The sequence below is a fragment of the Pseudonocardia sp. 73-21 genome (assembly GCF_001899645.1).
Classification (GTDB): Bacteria; Actinomycetota; Actinomycetes; order Mycobacteriales; family Pseudonocardiaceae; genus Pseudonocardia.
The window spans coordinates 51,974-74,676 of sequence record NZ_MKVV01000029.1 but is presented as its reverse complement, the minus strand read 5'-3'; the positions used below and the strand labels follow the sequence as shown (position 1 = coordinate 74,676).

The window sequence follows — 22,703 nt, the reverse complement described above, 5'->3', positions numbered from 1 at the left end:
CATGGGGTCCGGGCGTCTCTTGTTGCGAGCTCACCTTTCTCGACTTAGGTTCACGCCGTCCTGTTCGTTCCCATCGGGGAAGGCGTCTGAATGCCTGCCGGTTTTCTCACTCGTGAGCGCATCGTCGCGCCGCCCGGATGGAGCCGTTGGCTCATCCCGCCGGCGGCCCTCTCGATCCACCTCGCCATAGGCCAGGCTTACGCGTGGACGGCGTTCAAGACCGCGCTGACCGCCACGATGCTCAAGGGCGACCCGAACGCCGGCGTGCTCACCGCGCTGCCCTTCCAGCTGGCCATCGTGATGCTGGGGCTCTCGGCGGCGCTGTTCGGTACGCGGGTCGACGCGCGGGGGCCGCGCTGGGCAATGGTCGTGTCCAGCTCGTGCTTCGTCGCCGGGTTCCTGATCTCCGCGCTCGGTGTCTCGATCGGGGCGTACTGGCTGGTGGTCCTGGGCTACGGCTTCGTGGGCGGCATCGGTCTGGGCATCGGCTACATCTCCCCGGTGTCCACGCTGATCAAGTGGTTCCCGGACCGTCCCGGCCTCTCCACCGGCATCGCGATCATGGGTTTCGGCGGCGGTGCGCTGATCGCCACGCCGCTGACCAACCAGCTGCTGGCCGCGTTCGGCGGCAGCGGGGCGAAGGCGGCCGCCTCCGGCGTCGCGCAGACGTTCCTCGTCATGGGCCTGATCTACGCCGTGTTCATGTCCGTCGGCTGGCTGCTGATCCGTGTGCCCGCCGACGACTGGAAGCCCGCCGGCTGGAATCCCGAGACGCAGACCGCGGGCGCGATGATCAGCACGAACAACGTCTCCGCGGCCAACGCGATCAGGACACCGCAGTTCTGGCTGCTGTGGGTGGTGCTGTGCTTCAACGTCACCGCGGGCATCGGCATCCTGGAGCGGGCGCAGGACATCTACAAGGACTTCTTCGGCGCCGGGGTCTCCCCGGCCGGTATCGCCGCTGCGGCAGGCGGTTTCGCGGCGATGCTGTCGCTGGCCAACTCCCTGGGGCGCATCCTGTGGTCGTCGGCGTCGGACCCGTTGGGGCGCAAGCGGATGTATATGATCTACCTCGGCGTCGGGGCCCTGCTCTACCTGGCGATCACGCTGCTGGGCAACAGCAACAAGGTCGTCTTCCTGATCTGCTCGATCTTCATCCTGTCGTTCTACGGCGCCGGCTTCTCCACCGCGCCCGCGTATCTGCGTGACCTGTTCGGCACCTACCAGGTCGGCGCCATCCACGGTCGGCTGCTGACGGCCTGGTCGGTCGCCGGGGTGCTCGGCCCGCTGATCGTCAACGCCCTGGCCGACGCCAACAAGGGGATCGCCGGTCCCGGCCGGTACACCACCGCGTTCATCATCATGATCGTGCTGCTGGTGATCGGGTTCGTCGCGAACCTGCTGATCCGGCCGGTGAGCGCGAAGTTCCACGAACCGGCGGAGAAGATCATCAGGCCCGAGGGAGCACAGGCATGACCACCCAGGACAAGCCCGCCGTCAACCCGGTACTGGCGGTACTCGCCTGGCTGTGGGTGGTCGTGCCCTTCGGCTACGGGTTGTACGAGCTGCTCATCAAGATCCCGGCCTTGTTCGGCAACTGACGCTGCGGATGCGGGCCGGTCGCATTAACGTGCTCCTGATGACTGAGAGCAGCGATGCGACCGCCCTGTCCGACTGGGTCACCGCCGTGGCCCGGGAACTGGGCCTCGACGAGGCGTTCGACGGGCGCGGCACCGTCGACATGGTGCTGGACCTGACCGCCGACGTCGCCCACGGCGTCAGCCGGCCCGGGGCGCCCGTCACGGCGTTCCTGGTCGGGATCGCGGCCGGCCGCGCCGAGGACCCGGCGGTGGCCGCCCGCGACTACGCCCAGAAGATCAGCAAGCTCGCGGACACCTGGAAGGACTGATCACGCGGTCATGTCCATCTGGGCGATGACCTTCGTCGGACGCAGCCGCACCAGCAGCTCGCCCGGCACGCCGTTGCGCTTCCCGAACTGCTCCGCGAGCTCGTCCCCGACGTAGCGGCGGGCGATCTCCGTGGCCGAGCGCAGCAGCTCGTCGGGGTCCTCCGAGGTCACGGCCTCGCCCTGCACCTGGACGAACCCGTAGGGCGACACCTCGGAGTCGACGCAGACCACCAGCCGCGGGTCACGCGCGATCGCCTTGCCCTTGGCGGTGTCGGCGCCGGTGTTGAAGACCAGGTCGTCCCCGTCGACGACGAACCAGATGGGGGCGACCAGCGGGCGGCCGTCCGCGGCGATCCAACCCAGCTTCCCGGTCCGGGTGGTCTCGGACAGGAACGCGCGGACCTCGGGGGACGCTCCTATGGTTCGTCAAGCCGCGCAGACGGCTGACGTGGGTGGGTTCTCGAGCTGGCGGTAGAGCTGGCGGGCGATGTAGCGCTTGAGGCATCGCTTGATCTCCCGGTCGGTCTTGCCCTTGCTGCGTCGCTTCTCGGCGTAGGCGCGGGTGTCGGGGTCGTACTGGAGCCGGGATAGCACGATGGTGTGCAGGGCGCGGTTGAGCTGGCGGTTACCGGAACGGTTGAGCCGGTAGCGCACGGTCTTGCCGGAGCTGGCGGGGATCGGGGCGGCGCCGGCGAACGCGGCGTCGCTGCGGCAGCGGCCGGTGTGTGACCAGGCGGTGAGCACGATCGCGGCCACGATCGGGCCGACCCCGCACAGCTCGAGCAGGTCCGGGCGCCAGGACCGCACGATGGTCCGGATCGCTCGTTCGTGCTCGTCGGCCTCGGTCTGCAGGGCGCGGATGCGCCGCGCCAGGGTGCGCAGCGTGGACAGCGCGGTGAAGGTCTCGATGTCGGTGGTGGCCGCGCCGGACCGGACCCGACTCGCGATGTCGATCATCTCGCGGGTGGAGTGGCCCCGGAAGCGGGCTCGTACCGGTTCGGGGACGGTGATCACCAGGGCACGTAGCTGACGCTGCGCGGTGGTCGCGGCGTCCACGGCGCTGCGCCGCGCGGTCAACAACGCCTGCAACGCCGCGCGTTCGGGCCCGGTCTTCGGGGCGGCCAGTTTCGTGCGGGCCAGGGCGTCACGGGCGGCGCGTTCGGCGTCGATCACATCGGATTTGGCCCCGGCCCGGCGCGCGGGCCGGACCGGGCGGTCGAGCTCGACGACCAGCTCGGCGGTGTCGGCGAGGTGGCGGGTCAGACCGGCGCCATAGCCGCCGGCGCCCTCGATCGCCCAGGCCCGCAGCCCGCTGCGGGTCTCGGCCAGTTCCAGCAGCTGGGCGTAGCCGTCGGCGTCCGCGGGGACGGTGATGGTGGCGAGTAGCGCGCCGCTGCCGGTGGCGACGAGCGCGGCGGTGTGGGTATCGGCGTGGGTGTCGACCCCGATGATGAGCTCGACCAGTTCTGCCAGCATGGACATCGCGTTCACTCTCCTGACCGTGGGCGGACGTGGGTCCGGTCCGGTGCGGAGCTCGGCAGGACTGGTGACGGGACACGCCAGCTGCTACTGGCGGTCATGCTCCTGATCAGGCCATCAGCTCCGGCCGGGCCGGTGCCGACAACAGCCGGTGGACAAGTCCGGACAAAGGCATCTCGCCAGTCAGATCACGGGTCACACCGACTGCTGTCACCACCAACCCACCACTACCGGGCCGGCCTGCCCACCCTCACAGTCAGTTCAGCCATCCTCGAAGCGTAGGGCGGAATGATCGGGGTCTCCGGCAGGGTTGCCCCAGGGTGACGACCGCAGTCTCCCCACGCACCCGGATCCCCCGCGTGGTGCTGGTCCTGTCCGCGTGCGTCTTCGCGCTCGGTACCAGCGAGTTCATGATCGCCGGGTTGCTGCCGGAGATCGCGTCCGACCTGGCCGTGACGATCCCGCAGGCCGGCTACCTCATCTCGGCGTTCGCGGTGGGCATGATCGTGGGCGCGCCCACGATGGCGGTCCTCACCCTGCACATGCCGCGCCGCACCACGCTGGTCACGGCGCTCGCCGTCGTCGCCGCCGGGCAGGTGGCGGGGGCGCTCGCGCAGGACTACACGCTGATGTTCGTCGCGCGGATCGTCACCGCGGTGGCGATGGGCGCGTTCTGGGCCGTGGCCGCCGTCGTCACCGTGTCGTCGGTGGGGCCGCGCGACCGGGCCCGGGCGCTGTCGGTGCTGCTCGCCGGGCTCACGGTGTCCAACGTGGCCGGCATTCCGCTGGGCACGCTGGTGGGCCAGCAGTTCGGGTGGCGCGCCTCGTTCTGGTCGGTCGGCGCGCTGGCGGCGCTGGGCGTGATCGGGGTGCTCGTGAGCGTCCGCAACCGGCCCGCCGAGGACGCGCCGCCGCGGCTCGCGGCCGAGGTCTCGGCGTTCCGCCGCGGCCGGCTGTGGGTCGCGTTCGGCACCACCGCGCTCTACCAGGCCTCGGTGGTCGGGCTGGTCAGCTACATCGCGCCGCTGCTCACCGACGTCACCGGCCTCGACGCCGTGTGGGTGCCCGTCGTGCAGCTGGGCTTCGGCGTCGGCAGCTTCGTGGGCGTGATCATCGGCGGGCGGGTGGCCGACGCGCACCCGTGGTCCACGCTGTTCGGGGCGCTGGCCGGAGTCGTGGTGCTGCTCGCGCTCGTGGGGCTGTTCGCGCCGGTGCCCGTGGTCATGGTGACGCTCGTGGTGCTGCTCGGCATGGTCGCGTTCGTCATCGCCGCGCCGCTCAACGCCCGGGTGTTCGCGCTGGCCGGGGCCGCGCCCACGCTGGCGAGCGCCGCCAACACCTCCGCGTTCAACGTCGGCAACTCGGTCGGGCCGGCCCTGGGCGGGCTCGTGATCGCCGCGGGCCTCGGCTACGCCGCGCCCGCGTGGGTGGGCGTCGGGCTGGCGCTGGGCGCGGTGGCGCTCGGGCTCGTGTCGTGGTCACTGGACCGGCGAGACGTGTCCGTCTGATCGTTTCGTCGCGTTCACCCGCCAGGTCGTCCGGGTGCTCACCGCCATCCGGCGGCCAGTTGACCGTCACGCTGCGTGGACCGGACGGGGGCGACCTGTGGTCGACCACCCCCACGGCAACGCGGTGAATCCGTAGCGTCGGCGCTCCCGCTGGGGGAGGATCGCCTCCATGCGGACGGTGTGCGGGCTGGCGAGGCGGGCTCAGACGCTGCTCGGACGGCACCGGGCCGGGTCCGCGCCCGTCGCCCCCGTGCGCCCGCTCGCCGGGGGCCGCAGCCCGCTGGTCACCGACCAGCTCGGCGAGCAGCGGCGCGGCGGCGCCCGCCTCGACCAGGTCGACGGCACCACCTGCGGCTCGGCCGTCCTCGTCGCCCTGGCGGCGTGGGCCGACCCGGCCGAGACCGCAGGCCTCGACGGCACCACGGGCGTCGCGGTCGGGGCCGGCATCGGCACGACCGTGGGGTTCGGCGCCCGCTTCGACGCGCGGCAGAAGCAGGTGCACAAGGAGTCCACGCGGTTCTGGCCGCAGGCGATCGGCACGTCGCCGTGGGGGATGGTGGCCTGGCTGCGCCGCCACGCCCCGGGCGCCGGGCCCTACCGGGTGCGGCTGGTCGACGACATGTCCGGGGCCGACGTGGCCGACGCCCTCGCCGAGGCCGGCGCGGCGCTGACCGCGGGCCGTCCGGTGCCGCTGCTCGTCGGGACGTTCGTGCCGAGGCACTACTGCATGGCCCTGGGCCGCGACGGCACGGGCTGGCGCGTCTACGAGCCGAGCAGCGGCCAGGTGCGGGCGCTGGACCTCGACGTGATCCGGAACCGGAAGCCGGCCCCCGTCCTGGGCTTCGACCGCCTCCACGCTCTCCTCCTACCCACCTGAACTAAGCTTGGTCGGGTGACCGACACCCTCCCACCGCGAACTGCCGACCTCCCCGCCCAGTGGAACCCGGGCGAGGTAGAGGCGGGCATGTACGAGCGCTGGGTCGACGCCGGCTACTTCACCGCCGACGCGCAGTCCGAGAAGCCGCCGTTCTGCATCGTCATCCCCCCGCCCAACGTCACGGGCAGCCTGCACATCGGCCACGCGTTCGAGCACACGCTCATCGACATCATGTGCCGCCGCAAGCGCATGGCGGGCTACGAGACGCTGTGGCTGCCGGGTATGGACCACGCGTCCATCGCCGTCCACGCGCTGGTCGAGCGCGCGCTGGCCGCCGAGGGCACCAGCCGCCGCGAGCTGGGCCGGGAGGCGTTCATCGAGCGCACGTGGCAGTGGAAGGAGGAGCACGGCGGCAAGATCCTGGCCCAGATGCGCCGCCTCGGTGACAGCGTCGACTGGACCCGCGAACGCTTCACCATGGACGAGCGGTCCAACCGCGCCGTCCTCACCATCTTCAAGCGCCTCTTCGACGACGGCCTGATCTACCGCGCGGAGCGGATGGTCAACTGGTCGCCCGAGATGCGCAGCGTGCTGTCCGACGTCGAGGTGGAGCACAAGGAGGTCGAGGGCGAGCTCGTCTCCATGCGCTACGGCTCCCTCGACGACGCCGAGCCGCACATCGTCGTCGCCACCACCCGCGTCGAGACGATGCTGGGCGACACCGCGATCGCGGTCCACCCCGACGACGAGCGCTACACGCACCTCGTCGGCACCGAGATCGAGCTGCCGCTGGTCGGCCGCATGATCAGGATCGTGGCCGACGAGCACGTCGACCCGAGCTTCGGCACGGGCGCGGTCAAGGTCACCCCGGCCCACGACCCCAACGACTTCGAGGTCGGGCGGCGCCACGACCTGCCGATGCCGACGATCATGGACGAGACCGGGAAGATCGCGGACACGGGCACCGAGTTCGACGGCATGGACCGGTTCGAAGCCCGCGTGAAGGTCCGGGAGGCCCTCGCGGCCCAGGGTCGGATCGTCGCCGAGAAGCGCCCGTACGTCCACAGCGTCGGGCACGCCTCGCGCGGCAAGTTCGAGCCCATCGAGCCGCGGCTCTCCCTGCAGTGGTTCGTCAAGGTCGCGCCGCTGGCCGAGGCCGCGGGCGACGCCGTCCGCAGCGGCGACGTCATCGTCCACCCCAAGGAGCTCGAGCCGCGCTGGTTCGGCTGGGTCGACAACATGCACGACTGGTGCATCTCGCGCCAGCTGTGGTGGGGCCACCGCATCCCCGTCTGGTACGGGCCGAACGGCGAGGTCGTCTGCCCCGGACCCGACGAGCAGCCGCCCGCCGGCTACACCCAGGACGAGGACGTCCTCGACACCTGGTTCTCCTCGGGCCTGTGGCCGTTCTCCACGCTGGGCTGGCCGGAGAAGACGCCCGACCTGGCCAAGTTCTATCCCACCTCGGTCCTGCACACGGGCTACGACATCCTGTTCTTCTGGGTCGCCCGGATGATGATGTTCGGCCTCTACGCCATGGACGAGAAGCCGTTCGACACCATCTCGCTGCACGGCATGGTCCGCGACCAGCACGGCAAGAAGATGTCGAAGACCGTCGGCAACACGGTCGACCCGAACGTCTGGATGGACGAGTTCGGCACCGACGCGGTCCGGTTCGCGCTGGCGCGGGTCGCCAACCCGGGCACCGACGCGCCGATCGGCGACGACAACGTCCTCGCCGCGCGCAACTTCGGCACCAAGCTGTGGAACGTCACGCGGTTCGCGATGAGCAGCGGAGCGTCGCCCGCGCTGCCGCTGCCGAGCGCGCCCACCGATGCCGACGCCTGGATCCTGGGGCGGCTGCGTGAGGTCCGCGACCAGGTCGACGCGCTGCTGGAGGACTTCCAGTTCGCCAAGGCCACCGAGGCGCTCTACCACTTCACCTGGGACGAGTTCTGCGCCTGGTACGTCGAGCTGGCCAAGCCGCAGCTCGCCGACGAGGCCACCGAGGACGGCACGCGTGCCGTCCTCGGGCACGTCCTCGACGCGCTGCTGCGCCTGCTGCACCCCATCAGCCCGTTCATCACGGAGGCACTGTGGCAGGCGCTGACGGACGGCGAGTCGATCGTCGTGGCGGAGTGGCCGGTGGCCCCGGGCGCTCCGGTCGATCCCGCCGCGGCCCGGCGCGTCACCGACGCCCAGAAGCTGATCACCGAGATCCGTCGCTTCCGCACCGAGCAGCGCGTCCCCGACAGCCGCCGCGTGCCCGCACGCCTCGTCGGGCTGGACGCGGCCGGGCTCGGCGCGCACCGCGCGTCGGTCGTCGCGCTCAACCGGCTGGAGGCGACGGCGCCCGACTTCGCCCCGACCGCCACGCTCGAGGTCGCCCTGGCCACGGGCACGATCCAGGTCGAGCTCGACACCTCCGACGCCATCGACGTCCCCGCCGAGCGTGCCCGGCTGGGCCGTGACCTCGCCGCGGCGCAGAAGGAGCTCGACCAGGCCGACAAGAAGCTGGGCAACCCGAAGTTCGTCGACAAGGCCCCGGCCGACATCGTCGACGGCATCCGGGCCCGGCGGGCGGCGGCCGAGGCCGACATCGAGCGGATCAACGCCCGCCTCGCCGCCCTGCCCCGCTCATGACCGGTCCCGAGGGAGAGGGCGAGATCCCGTCGCCCGAGGACGCGGTGATCTCGCACGTCCTCGACGCCATCCGCGGTGGCGACACCCCCGACGTGGTCCCCCCGACGTCCACGGTGGCGAGCTACGCGGAGTTCCTCGCCGTCGAGGCCGAGCTGGACAAGCGCTGGCCCGAGACGGTGATGGAGCCCTCGCTCGAGCGGATCTCCGCGCTGGTCGACGCGCTGGGCGAGCCGCACCGCGGCTACCCGGTGGTGCACCTGACCGGTACCAACGGGAAGACGTCCACGGCCCGGATGGTCGACGCGCTGCTCACCGAGATCGGGCTGCGCACCGGCCGCTACACCAGCCCGCACCTGCAGCGGGCCACCGAGCGCATCAACGTCGACAACCGCCCGATCACGCCCGAGCGCTACGTCGAGCTCTACCGCGACGTGCTGCCGTTCGTCGACATCGTGGACGCCGAGCTCGGCGGTCTCTCCAAGTTCGAGGTGCTCACGGCGATGGGCTTCGCCGCGTTCGCCGACGCGCCGGTCGAGGCCGGGGTGATCGAGGTGGGGCTCGGCGGGCGCTGGGACGCCACCAACGTCGCCGACGCCGCCGTCGCCGTGATCACGCCGATCGGGCTCGACCACGCCGAGTTCCTCGGCACCGACATCCTCGGCATCGCCCGGGAGAAGGCCGGGATCATCAAGCCCGGCTCGGTCGCGGTGCTGGCGGCCCAGGACAAGGCCGTGGCCGAGGTGCTGCTGGAGCGCTGCGTCGAGGTCGGGGCGCAGGTGGCCCGCGAGGGCGCCGAGTTCGGCGTGGCCGAGCGCGAGATCGCGGTGGGCGGCCAGCGGCTGGCCCTGCGCGGCCTCTCGGGCATGTACGACGACATCTTCCTGCCGCTGCACGGCGAGCACCAGGCGTCCAACGCCGCGATCGCCCTCGCGGCGGCGGAGGCACTGATCGGGGCCGGGCCCAAGCAGCCACTCGACCCGGATGCCGTGCGTGACGCCTTCGCCGGCGTCCGCTCGCCCGGGCGGCTGGAGCGGCTCGCCGCCGGCCAGGGCGTGCCCACCGTGCTCGCCGACGCCGCCCACAACCCGCACGGCGCCCGCGCGCTGGCCGCCGCGCTCACCACGGAGTTCCGGTTCACCCGGCTCGTCGGCGTCGTCGGGGTGATGCGGGAGAAGGACGCCCGCGGCATCCTCGCGGAGCTGGAGCCGGTGCTGCAGGAGATCGTGGTCACGGCCAACTCCTCGCCCCGCGCGATGGACCCCGACGAGCTCGGGGCGCTGGCCACCGACGTGTTCGGGGCCGACCGCGTGAGCGTCGAGCCGTCGCTCTCGCGCGCCGTCGAGCAGGCGGGGGAGCTGGCCGAGGAGGGGGGCGAGTCCGGGGTGGGCGTCGTGATCACCGGGTCCGTCGTCACCGTCGGCGAGGCCCGCACGCTGTTCGGGCTGGAGCCCGCGTGATGACGCCGGCCACGTCACCGGTCGAGGAGCGCCCGGCATGACCGAGCCCGTGCGCCCGCCCGCGACCGACCCGATGAAGGGCATCCGCGGCGTCTTCGCGGCCACCCTGATCCTCGAGGCCATCGTCGTGCTGCTGGCGCTGCTCGTGCTGTCCAAGTTCGGCGACGGCGCCACGCCGCTGAGCACCAGCCTGGTCGTCGGCGTCGCGGTGCTGATGATCGTGGGCTCCGGTCTGCAGCGTCGCTCCTGGGGCCTGACGTTCGCGCTGGTGATGCAGGCCGTCACGATCGTCGTCGGGTTCGTGTTCGTGCCGGTGCTCGGCGTGATGGGCGTCGTGTTCGCGCTGGTGTTCGGCGCGCTGATGCTCATGCGGCGCGACGTGGCCCGGAAGATGGCGCGCGGCGAGCTGCCCAGCCAGCAGGGCTGAGGCGTACTCCAGCCCGTCGGTCTGGCGCAGCCACTCCGCGAACAGGGCGCCGTCGATCCGCCCTCTCGTAGGGCGGGGAGCAGTCGCCGATACCCTGGGCGACGTGACTGAACGCACTCTCGTCCTCGTCAAGCCCGACGGCGTCGGGCGCAAGCTCGTCGGCGAGGTCCTGGCCCGCATCGAGCGCAAGGGCCTCGACATCGTCGCCCTCGACCTGCGCACCGTCGACCGCGACACCGCTGAGCAGCACTACGCCGAGCACGACGGCAAGCCGTTCTTCGAGTCCCTCCTGGAGTTCATCACCTCCGGCCCGGTCCTCGCGGCCGTCGTCGAGGGCCCGCGCGCGATCGCGGCCTGGCGCCAGCTCGCCGGCGGCACCGACCCCGTCGAGAAGGCCACGCCCGGCACCATCCGCGGCGACTTCGGGCTCGAGACCCAGTTCAACCTCGTGCACGGCTCCGACTCCCCCGAGAGCGCCGCCCGGGAGATCAAGCTCTGGTTCCCGAACCTGTGACACCCACCCTGGTGGAGCACGTGCACCAGGGGCTCGAAGAAGCACTGGTGCACCCCGACGCCCAGAGGCGCGGACGGGGCGCAGCGCTGCTCGACGCCGTCGCGGCCGATGCCCGCGGGCTGGGCCTGGAGCACCTGCTGCGCTCGGTCCGCGGCGGCACGACCCTGCCGGAGTTCTACCGCCGTCAGGGCTGGACCGAGGTCGGCCGCTTCCCGGGCGCCCTGCGCCTGGGCCCGGGCGACGTGCGCGACGGGCACTGGTTCCAGGTGCGCCTCCTTCCCTGACCGGTTCCGTCGGTGATCCCGGTTACCGTCTCCGACATGGGGGACGGACTGGTCCAGGCCCGGGGACTGCGCAAGCGCTTCGGGGAGTTCGAGGCGGTGCGGGGCGTGGACGTCGACGTCGCGCGCGGTGAGGTGTTCGGGTTCCTCGGGCCCAACGGCGCGGGCAAGTCGTCCACGATGCGGATGATCGGCTGCGTGTCGCCGCGCACCGGCGGGTCATTGCAGGTCCTGGGCCTCGACCCGGCCGCCGACGGCCCGCGCATCCGGGCCCGCATCGGCGTGGTGCCGCAGCTCGACAACCTCGACGCCGAGCTCACCGTCCGGCAGAACCTGCAGATCTACGGCCGGTACTTCGGGCTGTCGAAGGCGCACGTGCGGGAGAAGGCCACCGAGCTGATGGAGTTCGCGCGGCTCACCGACCGCGCCGACGATCCCGTCGAGCCCTTGTCGGGCGGTATGAAGCGGCGCCTCACCATCGCCCGCGCCCTGGTCAACGACCCCGAGCTGCTGCTGCTCGACGAGCCCACCACGGGGCTCGACCCGCAGGCCCGCCACCTGCTGTGGGAGCGCCTCTACCGGCTCAAGCGCGAGGGCGTCACGCAGATCATCACCACCCACTACATGGACGAGGCCGAGCAGCTGTGCGACCGGCTGGTCGTCATGGACGGCGGGGTGATCGTCGCGGAGGGCTCGCCCTCGGAGCTGATCGCCCGGCACTCCACCCGCGAGGTGCTGGAGCTGCGGTTCGATCCCGAGCTGCGCCCGGCGGCGGCCGAGCTGGAGCCGCTGGCCGAGCGGGTGGAGGAGCTGCCCGACCGGATGCTGCTCTACACGGCCGACGGCGAGCACACCCAGGGCGAGGTCCATCGCGCCGGGCACCGGCCGCAGTCGTCGCTGGTGCGTCGCTCGTCGCTGGAGGACGTGTTCCTGCGGCTCACGGGCCGGACGCTGGTGGACTGATGACCTCCTCGTTGGCCCCACCCGGTTACGGCCGCGGCGTGCTGATCGTCGTCGAGCACTTCTGGACGTGGTACCGGCGCAACTGGCGAGCGACGGCCGTGTCGTCGGTGCTGCAGCCGCTGCTGTTCCTGCTGGCGTTCGGCGTCGGCTTCGGTTCGTTGGTCGACCGCGGGGGCGGCGCGGCCGCGGCCACCGGCGGGGTGTCGTACCTGGTCTACCTCGCTCCGGCGCTGCTGGCGGTGTCGGCGGTGCAGAGCGCGGCGTTCGAGTCCACCTACCCGGTGCTGTCGGGCTTCAAGTGGCAGCGGATCTACCACGCGATGACGGCCGGGCCGATCACCCCGGGCCAGGTCGCGCTCGGCCACCTCGCCTGGGTGGCGGCCAAGATGGCCGGGTCCGGCGCGATCTACATCGTGGTCATCGCGCTGGTCGGCGGCGTCACCGGGCCGGGCATCGTGGTGTCGCTGCTGGCGGCCGTGCTCACCGGCGCCGCGGTGGCGTCGCTGGTCACGGCGTTCGCCGCCACCGTCGAGACCGAGGGCGGCGCGTTCAACGTCATCTTCCGGTTCGTGGTCATCCCGATGACGCTGTTCTCCGGCACGTTCTTCCCGGTCGACCGGCTGCCGGCGGTGGTCCGGCCACTGGCCTGGGTGTCGCCGCTGTGGCACGGCACCGAGCTGGCCCGCATGGCCGCGCTGGGGCGCTGGACGCTCTTCCCGGCCCTCGGCCACCTCGCCTACCTGTCGGCGTTGCTGGCGGTGGGCGTCGTGCTGGCCACGCGGCTGTTCACGAGGAGGCTGGCCCGGTGACGCCGTTGATCTGGCGGTTCCTGCCGGCGGGCGGTTACGCCGGGCGACCCGGTGCGCTGATCCTGCGCTCGACCACCGCGTCACGCCGGGCCTGGCTCGCGTTCCTGTCCGGGTTCTTCGAGCCGGTGTTCTACCTCGTCGCGATGGGGCAGGGGCTCGGGTCGCTCGTCGGCGCCCTGCCCGGCCCGGACGGGCGGCCGATCAGCTACGCCGCGTTCATCGCGCCCGGGCTGCTCGCCGCGTCGGCGATGAACGGGGCGGTGTTCGACTCCACCTACAACGTGTTCTTCAAGCTCAAGTACGCGCGGCTCTACGACGCGATGCTGGCCACGCCGCTCGGGCCCGTCGACGTCGCGCTGGGGGAGATCGGCTGGGCCCTGATCCGCGGGGGGCTGTATGCGCTGGGCTTCCTGTCGGTGATGGCCGGGTTCGGGCTGCTGGCCTCGCCGTGGGCGCTGCTGGCCCTGCCGGCGGCGCTGGTGGTGGCGTTCGCGTTCGCCGCGGTGGGCATGGCGGCCACGTCGTTCATGCGGTCGTGGCAGGACTTCGACCTGGTCACGCTCGCGATCCTGCCGATGTTCCTGTTCTCCACCACCTTCTACCCGCTGTCGGTGTACCCGCGGTGGCTGCAGATCGTGGTGGAGTGCCTGCCGCTGTTCCACGCGGTGGAGCTGATGCGGGGGCTCACCACCGGGGTGGTCGGCCTCGGGCTGCTCGGGCACCTGGCGTACTTCGTCGTCATGATCGGCGGCGGGGTGGCGGTGGCCTCGCGGCGCCTCGACGCGCTGCTGCTGCGATGACGCGCCGGGCTTCGACGACGCGTGGGGAATCTCGGTTGAACCTGTCAGGCGACTCGGGTAGCCCCGTTGCCCGGCCGGGTCGATGATGTGGTCATGACGGTCATCTCTCCCCGCTCCGCCCGTGTCGATCTCGTGCGGAGCTCCGTGGTGGCGGTGCTCGCCGTCGTCCAGATCGTGGTGGGTGGGCTCGGGGGGAGCGGCGCCTTCGGCGAGTCGATGGGTGTGGTGGCCAACGACTACCGCACGCCGCTGCTCGCGGCGGGCTGGGCGTTCTCGATCTGGGGGCTGATCTACCTCGGGTTCCTCGCGTACGCGGTCTACCAGCTCCTCCCGGCGCAGCGCAGCCGCGAGGTCCACCGCCGCACCGGCTGGTGGATGGCGGCGTCGGCGGTGTTCAACCCGCTGTGGATCCTCGCCTTCGGCGGGCGGGCCGTCCTCCTCGCCGAGCTGGTCATCATCGCGCTCCTGGTGACGCTGGCCGTCGTGTTCGGGCGGCTGAGCCACGAGCCCGCGGCCGACGTCCGCGAGCGGGTGCTGTTCCGCGGCCCGGTGGCGCTCTACACCGGCTGGGTCTCGCTGGCCACCGTGCTCGGCACCGCCGCCACCGGGGTGTGGGCCGGGCTGCCCGGCGACAACGCGCTCGCCGCCATCGCCGCCGTGGTCGTGCTGCTCGCCGCCGCCGCGATCGTCGCGTGGGTCGTGCTCTCGGGCACCGCGGTCGCGGCCTACGCGGCGGCCACCGTGTGGGCGCTGGCCGGGATCGCGCTCAACGACCCGCCTCCCGCCGTCGTCGTCACCGGGGCCATCGCCGTCGTGATCGTGCTGGCCGCCACGGCCCGCCGCATCACCACCGCGGGCAACCGGGTGCGCGCCGCCTGGGGCTGAGCCTCAGGGCAGGTCCACCCGCTGCAGCGTCCCCTCGTCGAACCGGACGAGCCCGCCCTCCACCGTGAACAGCGTGTCGAGGCGCGGATCCTGCGCCACCACCGTGACCGCACCGTCGGTGGTGACCGCGAGCGCCACCCCGTCGGAGACGACCACCGCGCGCCCGGACGCGTCGAGGACGATGTGGGCGCGGGGGAGCCCGAGCCGGTTCGCGGCCACGCCCTTCGCCAGCTGCACCACCACGGGCCCCGCGTCGTCGCGCCCGGTTCCCGCGTCGATCACGGGACCGAGCACCCGGTCGCCGTCCAGGGCCAGCAGGCGGCCGTCGGCGAGCACCCAGCCGCGCCCGTCGGGGCGCACGACGCCGCCGTCGATCCGCCCCGCCACCACGCGCTGCGCGATGCCTCCGTCGATCCGGAACGCGCCCCCGGCGGTGCCGACCAGCGGGGGCCGGCCGCCGAGGTCGCTGAGCAGGGCCGGCCGGTCCGGCAGGTCCACGGCGGGGAAGCGCTGCTCGGGCATCCCGGGCCGGCCGTGCACCAGCGCCGCGCGCCCATCGGTGGTCTCCAGCCACCACACGCCGCCCGTCCCGTCCGGGACGACGGGGCCGAGCTCGCCGTCCAGCCGTCGGCCGAGCGGGGTGCTCCCGCCGTCGGGGGAGAGCGCGACGATCGCACCGGTGCCGAGCCGGCCGCTCGCCCAGCGACCGGCCACGTCCAGCGGCACCCCCAACGGATCGCCCGCGGTGTTCGCGACGGGCGTGAACCGCGCCGGCGGCCCGACGGCCGGGGGAGCGGCCGCGCAACCGGCTGGCGTCACGGGCAGTGGGACCAGGGCCGCGACCGCGTCGGGCAGCCGCCACACCGAGGTCCCCGTGGCCAGCACGAGCGCGCCGTCGGGGGTGGCGACGAGGTCCGACACCGGGCCGGGCACCGGTGCCGCCACGGCCCGCAGGAGCCCGTCGGGCCCGAGGCGGACCAGCCGGTCACCGGAGGCGAACCACACCCCGCCCTGTGCGTCCGGAGCCGGCGGGGTCGCCGTGGGCAGGAAGGCGGTGCGGGGGTCGGCGGTGAGGCCGCACGTGGGGTCGAGGCCGCCGACCAGCGTGGCGACCTCGAGCGCGTTCGGCCTCGGGGTGACGCGGTCGATCCGGACGCCGCTCGTGGACGCCGTGGCGCCGATGGCGCCGCCGCGGACCGGGCGCAACGTCGTGACGTCGAGCCGTTCGCCGCTCGTGGGAGCGTCGATCGTGACCACCGGCAGGTAGGTGGCCGCGAGGTTCTGCGGCCCGTCGTAGGAGGCGAGGACGAGCCGGCGCACCGTGTCCGGCGGGTCGCCGACGGCCCGCAGCCACACCGAGCCGTCGTCGCCGACGCGCCCGGCCGCGGCCACGTCGCGGATGCGCACGGCCACCGGGTCGCCGGCGCTCAGCCCGGTGACCATGACGGCGCCGGGGGCGACCCAGCGCGCGACGCGGTTCCCGGCCACGCCGAGGACGCCCAGGGGATGGCCGCGGTCGCCGTCGGGGACGCGGGCCAGGAGCGGGGAGGGTTCGGCGGCACCGGTCAGCCCGTCGACGTCCACGACCGCCGCGGCCCCGTCCAGCACCGTCAGGGTGGCGGGGCGGTCGAGGCCGCGCAGCCTGACGAACGGGCCGTCGGCGACCACGGCGGCCTGCGGCGGCCCGGCCACCACGGTCGTCGCAGCGGCGCCGAGCACAACGGCGGCCGCGGCGACACCCCACCGCCGGATCGACGTCGCGGGTACGGCCACACCGGCTACGGCGCACACCGCCGCCCCGGTCCCGACCAGCACCGTGATCCAGGGCCCCGTGACCCAGGGCCCCGTGATCGAGAGCCCCGCGATCCCGAGGTCCGGCATCCCGGTGCCGCCCAACAGCCCCGTGACACCGGCCGCCACGGCCGAGCCTCCGGCGGCGGCCACCGCGGCCCGGGCGAACGGCCACGCCGCGACGGTCGCCACGACGGCGAGCAGGGCCGTTCCCACGACCACCCCGACCCCGGTCGGCCCGACGACCTGCCAGCCCGCCGTCGTCCCCCCGTCGAGCGCGACGGTGGGGCCCGGCACGAGCAGCACCGGCGCCCCGGCCGGGCGCCGCCACGGCAGCACCAGCGCGGCGGCGGCCAGAGCGGCGAGTCCGGCGCCCGCGAGCAGCACGGGAGTTCGGTGACGCACGGCTCCTCCTCCCACCCGGTGGGTCGACGGTAGCGGGGATCCGGCCGCTCCCGCGTACCGTTACGGCGGGGCCGCGCGGCCCGGAGCGGAGGCCACACAGTCATGATCACCGGCAGCATCGTCGCCCTGGTCACCCCGATGCGTGAGGACGGCTCGGTCGACCACGAGGCGCTGGCCAAGGTGGTCGACCGGCAGATCGAGGCCGGCACGTCCGCGATCGTGTCGGTCGGTACCACCGGGGAGTCGGCCACGCTCGCGGTCCCCGAGCACACCGAGGTCATCCGCCGCACGATCGACGTCGCCGCGGGTCGCGTGCCGATCATCGCGGGCACCGGCGCCAACAGCACGAGCGAGGCCATCCACCTGACGGAGGCCGCGAGGGCCGCCGGGGCCGACGCCGCGCTGCTCGTCACGCCGTACTACAACAAGCCCCCGCAGGAGGGCCTCTACCGGCACTTCAAGGCCGTCGCCGAGGCCGTCGACATCCCGCAGATCCTCTACAACGTGCCCGGCCGCACGGCCGTCGACATGCTGCCGTCCACCGTGGCGCGGCTGGCCGGGGTGCCGAACATCGTCGGGATCAAGGAGGCGCTGGGCGATCTCGACCGTGTCCGCGACCTCGTCGCGCTGGAACTGCCGGACTTCGCCCTCTACTCCGGTGACGACGCCACGGCCCGGGCGAGCATCCTGGCCGGCTTCCACGGCGACATCTCGGTGACGGCCAACGTCGCGCCCGCGGCCATGGCCCGCATGTGTGCCGCGGCGCTGGCCGGTGACGCCGAGCTGGCCGCCACGATCGACGCCGACATCGCGGGCCTGCACCGGTCGCTGTTCGTCGAGCCCAACCCGATCCCGGTCAAGTGGGCACTCGCGGAGATCGGGCTGATCCAGAGCGGGATCCGGCTGCCGCTGGTGCCGCTCGACGAGGCCTACCACGAGGACGTCCGGGCGTCGCTGCGCTCAGCGGGCCTGCTCTGATCGCGGCTGCGCCACCCGTGCGCGGATATCAGTGCTGTAGCACCGATATCCGCGCACGACCGGCCGTCAGGCCGGCGCCGTCGTCCGGGCGGCCGTCCGGCTGATCGCGTCGATGAGCTGCGGCCACACCCATCGCGGCAGGTCGTGGCCCATCCCCGGCACCTCCACCAGCTCCGCGCCCGGGATCGCCGCGGCCGTGGCCCGGCCACCCGAGGGCTGGATGACGCGGTCGCGCAGGCCGTGGAAGGCCAGCGCCGGCACCGTGAGCCGGCCCAGGTCGGCCGTGCGGTCCCGTTCCCCGACGCAGGCGGCGAGCTGACGGGCGCCGCCGTTGCCGTCCCCGACGATCTCCCGGCGCGCCGACCGGCGCATCGTCACGCGCACGTCGTCGTCGTCCTCGGCGGTGCGGCGCTCGGAGCCGATCCGGTGGAAGCTGCGCACCATGCCCTCGACCGGATCGGCCGACGGCGGCCGGAGGAACTCCGGGACCATCCGCAGGGCGACCTTGCCGGTGCGGCCGTCCCCGGGCCGCCCCATGACGGAGACGAGCGAGCGGGTGCGGGCGGGGTGCCGGATGGCCACCTCCTGGGCCACCATCGATCCCAGCGACGCCCCGGCGACGTGTGCGCCGTCGGGGGCCACGTGCGCGATGAGTCCGGCGGCGTCGTCGGCCATGTCGCCGAGCGTGTAGACGGGCTTCGCGCGGCGGCGGACGAACTGCAGCCCCGAGATGCCCGGGCCGGACAGGTGGGTGGAGCGTCCGACGTCGCGGTTGTCGAACCGCACGACGTGGAAGCCGCGGGCGGCGAGATCGGCGCAGAAGCCGTCGCGCCACCAGTCCAGCGACAGGCCCAGGCCCATGATCAGCAGGACGGTGGGCCGCCGTGGGTCGCCGATCGACTCGTAGCACAGCTCGACGGGGCCGACGCGGCAGAAGGACTCGTTCATCGCTGCGACGTTCGGTCGTCGCGGGTGCCCGGTTCGGTCGCATCCCCGGGTGGGCAGGCCGGCCCCCCGGGCCGGGGCTACCCTGGATCGTCGTGACAGCCTCCGTGTTCCCCGCTCTGGAAGCCCTGCTCCCGCGCGTCTCCAAGCCGGTGCAGTACGTCGGCGGCGAGCTGAACGCGCAGACCAAGGACTGGGACGCCGCCGACGTCCGCTGGGCGCTGATGTACCCCGACGCGTACGAGGTCGGCCTGCCCAACCAGGGCGTCCAGATCCTCTACGAGGTCCTCAACGAGCGCGCCGACGCGCTGGCCGAGCGCTGCTACGCCGTGTGGCCCGACCTCGAGGCCCTGATGCGCGAGCACGGGGTGCCCGCGTTCACCGTCGACACCCACCGCCCGCTCGGCGCGTTCGACGTGCTGGGCGTCAGCTTCTCCACGGAGCTCGGCTACACGAACCTGCTCACGGCGCTCGACCTCGCGGGCATCCCGCTGCACGCCGTGGACCGCACGCAGGACCATCCGGTGGTCGTCGCCGGTGGGCACGCCGCGTTCAACCCGGAGCCCATCGCGCGTTTCGTCGACGTCGCGGCGATCGGCGACGGCGAGGAGGTGGTCGGCGACATCACCGACGTCGTGCGCGGGTGGAAGGCGGAGGGCCGCCCCGGAGGGCGCCACGAGCTGCTGCTGCGCCTCGCCGCCACGGACGGCTGCTACGTGCCCGCGCTCTACACCGTCACCTACGCCGACGACGGCCACATCGCGTCGGTGACGCCGTCCGAGGACCGCGTGCCGCGCACCGTCACCAAGCGCACCACCACCGAGCTCGACGAGTGGCCCTACCCGAAGGCGCCGCTCGTGCCGCTGGCCGAGACCGTGCACGAGCGGGCGTCGGTGGAGATCTTCCGCGGCTGCACCCGCGGCTGCCGCTTCTGCCAGGCCGGCATGATCACCCGTCCGGTCCGGGAGCGGTCGCTGGAGGGCATCGGCAAGATGGTGGACGCGAGCGTGCGCGCCACCGGGTTCGACGAGGTGGGGCTGCTGTCGCTGAGCTCCGCCGATCACTCGGAGATCGCCGAGATCACCAAGGGCCTGGCCGACCGGTACGAGGGCACCAACACCTCCCTGTCGCTGCCATCCACCCGCGTCGACGCGTTCAACATCGACCTCGCCAACGAGATCAGCCGCAACGGTCGCCGCTCCGGGCTGACCTTCGCCCCCGAGGGCGGCTCCGAGCGCATCCGTCGCGTGATCAACAAGATGGTGTCGGAGGAGGACCTCATCCGCACCGTCTCGGAGGCGTTCGCGCAGGGCTGGCGGCAGGTGAAGCTGTACTTCATGTGCGGGCTGCCCACCGAGGAGGACGAGGACGTCCTGGAGATCGCGGGCATGGCCCACCGCGTGATCAAGGCGGGCCGCATCGCGTCGGGCCGCAACGACGTGCGCTGCACCATCTCCATCGGCGGGTTCGTGCCCAAGCCGCACACCCCGTTCCAGTGGGCGGCGCAGTGCCACCCCGACGTCGTCGACGACCGGCTGCGCAAGTTGCGCGCCGCCGTCAACACCGACCGCAAGCTGGGGCGCAACATCGGCATGCGCTACCACGACGGGCAGCCGTCGCTGATCGAGGGACTGCTGGCCCGCGGCGACCGCCGCGTCGGAGCCGTCATCGAGCGAGTGTGGCGCGAGGGCGGCCGCTTCGATGGCTGGAGCGAGCACTTCTCCTACGAGCGCTGGACGTCGGCGGCCGCGGCGGAGCTGGAGCCGCTGGGCGTCTCGTTGGCGTGGTTCACCACCCGCGAGCGCGGTCAGGACGAGATCCTGCCCTGGGACCACCTCGACTCCGGCCTGGAGCGCGACTGGCTCTGGGACGACTGGCAGGACGCCCTGGCGGGCCGCGAGCAGGACGACTGCCGCTGGACGCCGTGCTTCGACTGCGGCGTGTGCCCGTCCACCGGCACCGACATCGAGGTGGGGCCCAGCGGGACCACGCTGCTGCCCCTGACCGTGGTGAACCCGCTCACCGGTGGCTGACAGCGACTTCACGATCCGGGTGGCGGACGAGCGCGACATGGCCGCGCTCGCCGCGCTGCGCCGGTCCTGGCTGGAGGAGCGCAGCGGCCGGTCGGTCGACGATCCGGGGTTCGAGGCCGCGTTCGGGCAGTGGTGGCGGATGGAGCTGCCTCGGCGCACGTTCTGGCTGGCCGAGGTGGGCACCCCGCGGCAGGGGTTCACCGCGATCGGCTCGATCAACGTGGTCGAGATCGTCCACATGCCGCGGCCCGGTTCGCGCGGAGGTCGGATCGGGCACGTCGGCAACGCGTTCGTGCTCGCGTCGTTCGCCGACCGCGGCGTGCCCGGCGCGCTGCTGAACGCAGCGGTCGAGCACGCCCGCGAGCGTCGCTACCGGCGCCTGCTGCTCGCCCCGACGGCCGGCAGCGCCGCGTTCTACCGCCGCGCCGGGTTCGTCTCGGCGGGGGAGTCGCTGCTGTCGCTGGACCCGTCGGCCTCCTGAGCCACCCAGAAGTGGCTTTCCCGGCGAAAGCGGACGAAACTGGCGCCATGCCCGAAGTGGACGAGGACGTCGCGCTGCCGGTCCGGGTGCTGGGCCGGTTCGGGCTCGTCGCGTACGGCGTGGTGCACGTGCTGATCGCGGCGCTCGTCGTGCAGATCGCCTTCGGCGACCGGGAGCGCGCGGACAAGAAGGGCGCGCTGGCCGAGATCGGGTCCACGGCGGCCGGGGTGGTGCTGCTCTGGGTGATCACGGTGGGCCTCGCCGCGCTGGTCGTGTGGCAGCTCGGGGAGGCGGTGCTCGGTCACCGCGGCGTCCCGCCGGGGCAGCGGGCGCTGCGCATCGCGATCAACCTGGGCGAGGCCGTGATCTTCGGGGTGCTCGCGTACTCGGCGGCCTCGGTGGCGGCAGCCGGGGGAGAGGCCACCCCGAAGCCGTCGTTCGCGCAGGTGGTGCTGGCGCTGCCCGGCGGATCCTGGCTCGTCGGGCTGGCCGGTGCCGGGCTGGTCGTCGGCGGCGGGTACGCCGTGTGGCGCGGCGTCACCCACGGGTTCCTGCGCGAGCTCGACCTGCGCGGCGTGGGCCTCAACCGGTCGCGGCTGGTGACCCGGGTCGGGCAGGTGGGCTGGGTCGCCCTCGGTGCGGTCTACGGCATCCCGGGCGTGCTGCTGGTGGTGGCGGCCGTGCAGCACGACCCGGCCCAGCCCGTGGGTCTGGACTCCGGACTCAAGGCGCTGGCCGGACAACCGGTCGGGCCGTTCCTGCTGCTGGTCCTCGCGGCGGGGCTGGTGGCCTTCGGCGTGCACTGCCTCTTCGACGCGCGCTACCGCCGCGGCTAGTCACCGCCGCGCATCACCCGGGACAGCCGCACGCCCTACTGGGAGGGCGAACGACTCGACCCCGACCCGATCCTCGACCGTCTCCTGCCCCGCTTCCGGTCGGCCGCGGCCTGAGGAAGGATCGCGTTCCGCGGAACGCGGTCGCCGGCTAGCGAATCGGGCGCGGCGGACGATACCCACTCAGACGAAGGCTCCCAGGAGGTCTGCAGTGCTCGTGCGCGAGATCATGACGCCCTATCCGGCATACATCAGGATGGGGGCCGACATCCGCCGGGCCGCCGAGATCATCAGCGTCTCCGAGGTCAGCCACCTCATGGTGCTCGACCACGACGACACGTTCGTCGGTGCGCTGTCGGAGGACGACCTGGTGCGCGCGATGCTGCCGCGGTTCGACGACGTCATGGGCGGCGGGGGCACGATGGGCGACGCGTTCCGGATCTTCCTGGAGAAGGGCCGCGAGATGGCCGGCCGCTCCATCGACACCCTGGTGGAGCGGGACGCGATCACCGTCGCGTCCAGCGAGCAGGTCGCGCGGGCGGCCGTCGTGATGACGGAGCAGCGGCTGCGCCGCCTGCCGGTCGTCGACGCCGGGAAGCTGGCCGGCACGCTCTCGCGCTCCGACATCTGCCGGGCGGTGATCTACCATTCGTGACCAGCCGATCCGCCTCGTCGTCACCGTCCG

23 protein-coding genes are annotated in these 22,703 nt (G+C 73.0%); 19 read left to right on the top strand and 4 right to left on the bottom strand.

The genetic code is table 11. The annotated features are described in order from the left end of the window. The first annotated feature begins 90 nt into the window (after nt 1-90). The 3 genes from BGP03_RS08460 to BGP03_RS08450 are packed head-to-tail and all read left to right on the top strand — an operon-like array spanning nt 91 to nt 1,909. Entirely contained in the window at nt 91-1,476 is a 1,386-nt protein-coding gene (locus BGP03_RS08460; RefSeq protein ID WP_298798553.1) for an OFA family MFS transporter, read from the top strand. Continuing rightward, nucleotides 1,473-1,601, top strand: coding sequence for a hypothetical protein (locus BGP03_RS08455; RefSeq protein ID WP_296370903.1), 129 nt, complete (start codon nt 1,473-1,475; stop codon nt 1,599-1,601). Before BGP03_RS08460 ends, BGP03_RS08455 begins: the two co-directional genes overlap by 4 nt. Nucleotides 1,602-1,639: 38 nt before the next feature. Beyond that, a complete protein-coding gene (locus BGP03_RS08450) occupies nt 1,640-1,909 on the top strand; it encodes a DUF6457 domain-containing protein (protein ID WP_296370902.1) in 270 nt (89 codons plus the stop codon). Here BGP03_RS08450 and BGP03_RS08445 read toward each other — a convergent pair whose 3' ends face one another. Beyond that, entirely contained in the window at nt 1,910-2,329 is a 420-nt protein-coding gene (locus BGP03_RS08445; protein WP_298798608.1) for a PPOX class F420-dependent oxidoreductase, read from the bottom strand. Nucleotides 2,330-2,335: 6 nt separating this feature from the next. Beyond that, complete coding sequence (locus BGP03_RS08440) at nt 2,336-3,385, bottom strand: IS110 family transposase (protein WP_298798611.1); 1,050 nt, start codon at nt 3,383-3,385, stop codon at nt 2,336-2,338. A 323-nt stretch (nt 3,386-3,708) separates the two neighbouring features. Here BGP03_RS08440 and BGP03_RS08435 point away from each other — a divergent pair, with 323 nt between their 5' ends. From BGP03_RS08435 to BGP03_RS08385, 11 genes are all read left to right on the top strand, one after another. After that, entirely contained in the window at nt 3,709-4,896 is a 1,188-nt protein-coding gene (locus tag BGP03_RS08435; protein ID WP_296370900.1) for a Cmx/CmrA family chloramphenicol efflux MFS transporter, read from the top strand. A 169-nt stretch (nt 4,897-5,065) separates the two neighbouring features. Continuing rightward, nucleotides 5,066-5,773 carry a hypothetical protein gene (locus BGP03_RS08430; RefSeq protein ID WP_296370899.1) on the top strand — a complete coding sequence of 236 codons (708 nt, stop codon included), beginning with the start codon at nt 5,066-5,068 and terminating at the stop codon, nt 5,771-5,773. A gap of 15 nt (nt 5,774-5,788) precedes the next feature. Then, entirely contained in the window at nt 5,789-8,416 is a 2,628-nt protein-coding gene (locus BGP03_RS08425; RefSeq protein WP_298798556.1) for a valine--tRNA ligase, read from the top strand. Continuing rightward, nucleotides 8,413-9,873: a folylpolyglutamate synthase/dihydrofolate synthase family protein gene (locus BGP03_RS08420; RefSeq protein WP_296370897.1), complete on the top strand. Its 1,461-nt coding sequence runs from the start codon at nt 8,413-8,415 to the stop codon at nt 9,871-9,873. The genes BGP03_RS08425 and BGP03_RS08420 overlap by 4 nt, the downstream gene beginning before the upstream one ends. Nucleotides 9,874-9,910: 37 nt before the next feature. Then, entirely contained in the window at nt 9,911-10,300 is a 390-nt protein-coding gene (locus tag BGP03_RS08415) for a DUF4233 domain-containing protein (protein ID WP_296370896.1), read from the top strand. Between the two features lie 103 nt (nt 10,301-10,403). Beyond that, the gene (gene ndk / locus BGP03_RS08410) at nt 10,404-10,814 is read left to right on the top strand and encodes a nucleoside-diphosphate kinase (RefSeq protein WP_296370895.1); all 411 of its coding nucleotides are present in this window, start codon (nt 10,404-10,406) and stop codon (nt 10,812-10,814) included. Beyond that, complete coding sequence (locus BGP03_RS08405; protein WP_296370894.1) at nt 10,811-11,098, top strand: GNAT family N-acetyltransferase; 288 nt, start codon at nt 10,811-10,813, stop codon at nt 11,096-11,098. Before ndk ends, BGP03_RS08405 begins: the two co-directional genes overlap by 4 nt. 36 nt (nt 11,099-11,134) lie before the next feature. Further along, nucleotides 11,135-12,058 carry an ATP-binding cassette domain-containing protein gene (locus tag BGP03_RS08400; protein ID WP_298798559.1) on the top strand — a complete coding sequence of 308 codons (924 nt, stop codon included), beginning with the start codon at nt 11,135-11,137 and terminating at the stop codon, nt 12,056-12,058. After that, nucleotides 12,058-12,867, top strand: coding sequence for an ABC transporter permease (locus tag BGP03_RS08395; RefSeq protein ID WP_298798561.1), 810 nt, complete (start codon nt 12,058-12,060; stop codon nt 12,865-12,867). Before BGP03_RS08400 ends, BGP03_RS08395 begins: the two co-directional genes overlap by 1 nt. Further along, entirely contained in the window at nt 12,864-13,667 is an 804-nt protein-coding gene (locus tag BGP03_RS08390; RefSeq protein ID WP_298798564.1) for an ABC transporter permease, read from the top strand. The genes BGP03_RS08395 and BGP03_RS08390 overlap by 4 nt, the downstream gene beginning before the upstream one ends. A 93-nt stretch (nt 13,668-13,760) precedes the next feature. Further along, entirely contained in the window at nt 13,761-14,552 is a 792-nt protein-coding gene (locus BGP03_RS08385) for a TspO/MBR family protein (protein ID WP_298798566.1), read from the top strand. A 3-nt stretch (nt 14,553-14,555) separates the two neighbouring features. On the opposite strand, the gene BGP03_RS08380 is transcribed toward BGP03_RS08385, so the two are convergent. Next, entirely contained in the window at nt 14,556-16,748 is a 2,193-nt protein-coding gene (locus BGP03_RS08380) for a hypothetical protein (protein WP_298798567.1), read from the bottom strand. 102 nt (nt 16,749-16,850) lie between these two features. On the opposite strand from BGP03_RS08380, the gene dapA reads away from it, so the two are divergent. Next, a complete protein-coding gene (dapA, locus tag BGP03_RS08375; RefSeq protein WP_296370888.1) occupies nt 16,851-17,726 on the top strand; it encodes a 4-hydroxy-tetrahydrodipicolinate synthase in 876 nt (291 codons plus the stop codon). A 66-nt stretch (nt 17,727-17,792) separates the two neighbouring features. On the opposite strand, the gene BGP03_RS08370 is transcribed toward dapA, so the two are convergent. Next, a complete protein-coding gene (locus BGP03_RS08370) occupies nt 17,793-18,674 on the bottom strand; it encodes an alpha/beta hydrolase (RefSeq protein WP_296370887.1) in 882 nt (293 codons plus the stop codon). Nucleotides 18,675-18,766: 92 nt separating this feature from the next. Between BGP03_RS08370 and BGP03_RS08365 the strand changes: the two genes are divergently transcribed. The 4 genes from BGP03_RS08365 (at nt 18,767) to BGP03_RS08350 (ending at nt 22,673) form a co-directional block, all read left to right on the top strand. Further along, on the top strand, nt 18,767-20,704 hold the full coding sequence (locus BGP03_RS08365) for a TIGR03960 family B12-binding radical SAM protein (RefSeq protein WP_296370886.1): 1,938 nt from the start codon (nt 18,767-18,769) through the stop codon (nt 20,702-20,704). Beyond that, nucleotides 20,697-21,185 (top strand): GNAT family N-acetyltransferase, encoded by a 489-nt coding sequence (locus BGP03_RS08360; RefSeq protein WP_296370885.1) that lies wholly within the window; start codon nt 20,697-20,699, stop codon nt 21,183-21,185. Before BGP03_RS08365 ends, BGP03_RS08360 begins: the two co-directional genes overlap by 8 nt. 47 nt (nt 21,186-21,232) lie before the next feature. Beyond that, nucleotides 21,233-22,021: a DUF1206 domain-containing protein gene (locus BGP03_RS08355; RefSeq protein ID WP_298798569.1), complete on the top strand. Its 789-nt coding sequence runs from the start codon at nt 21,233-21,235 to the stop codon at nt 22,019-22,021. A gap of 208 nt (nt 22,022-22,229) precedes the next feature. Continuing rightward, the gene (locus BGP03_RS08350; RefSeq protein ID WP_296370883.1) at nt 22,230-22,673 is read left to right on the top strand and encodes a CBS domain-containing protein; all 444 of its coding nucleotides are present in this window, start codon (nt 22,230-22,232) and stop codon (nt 22,671-22,673) included. Nucleotides 22,674-22,703: the final 30 nt, after the last annotated feature.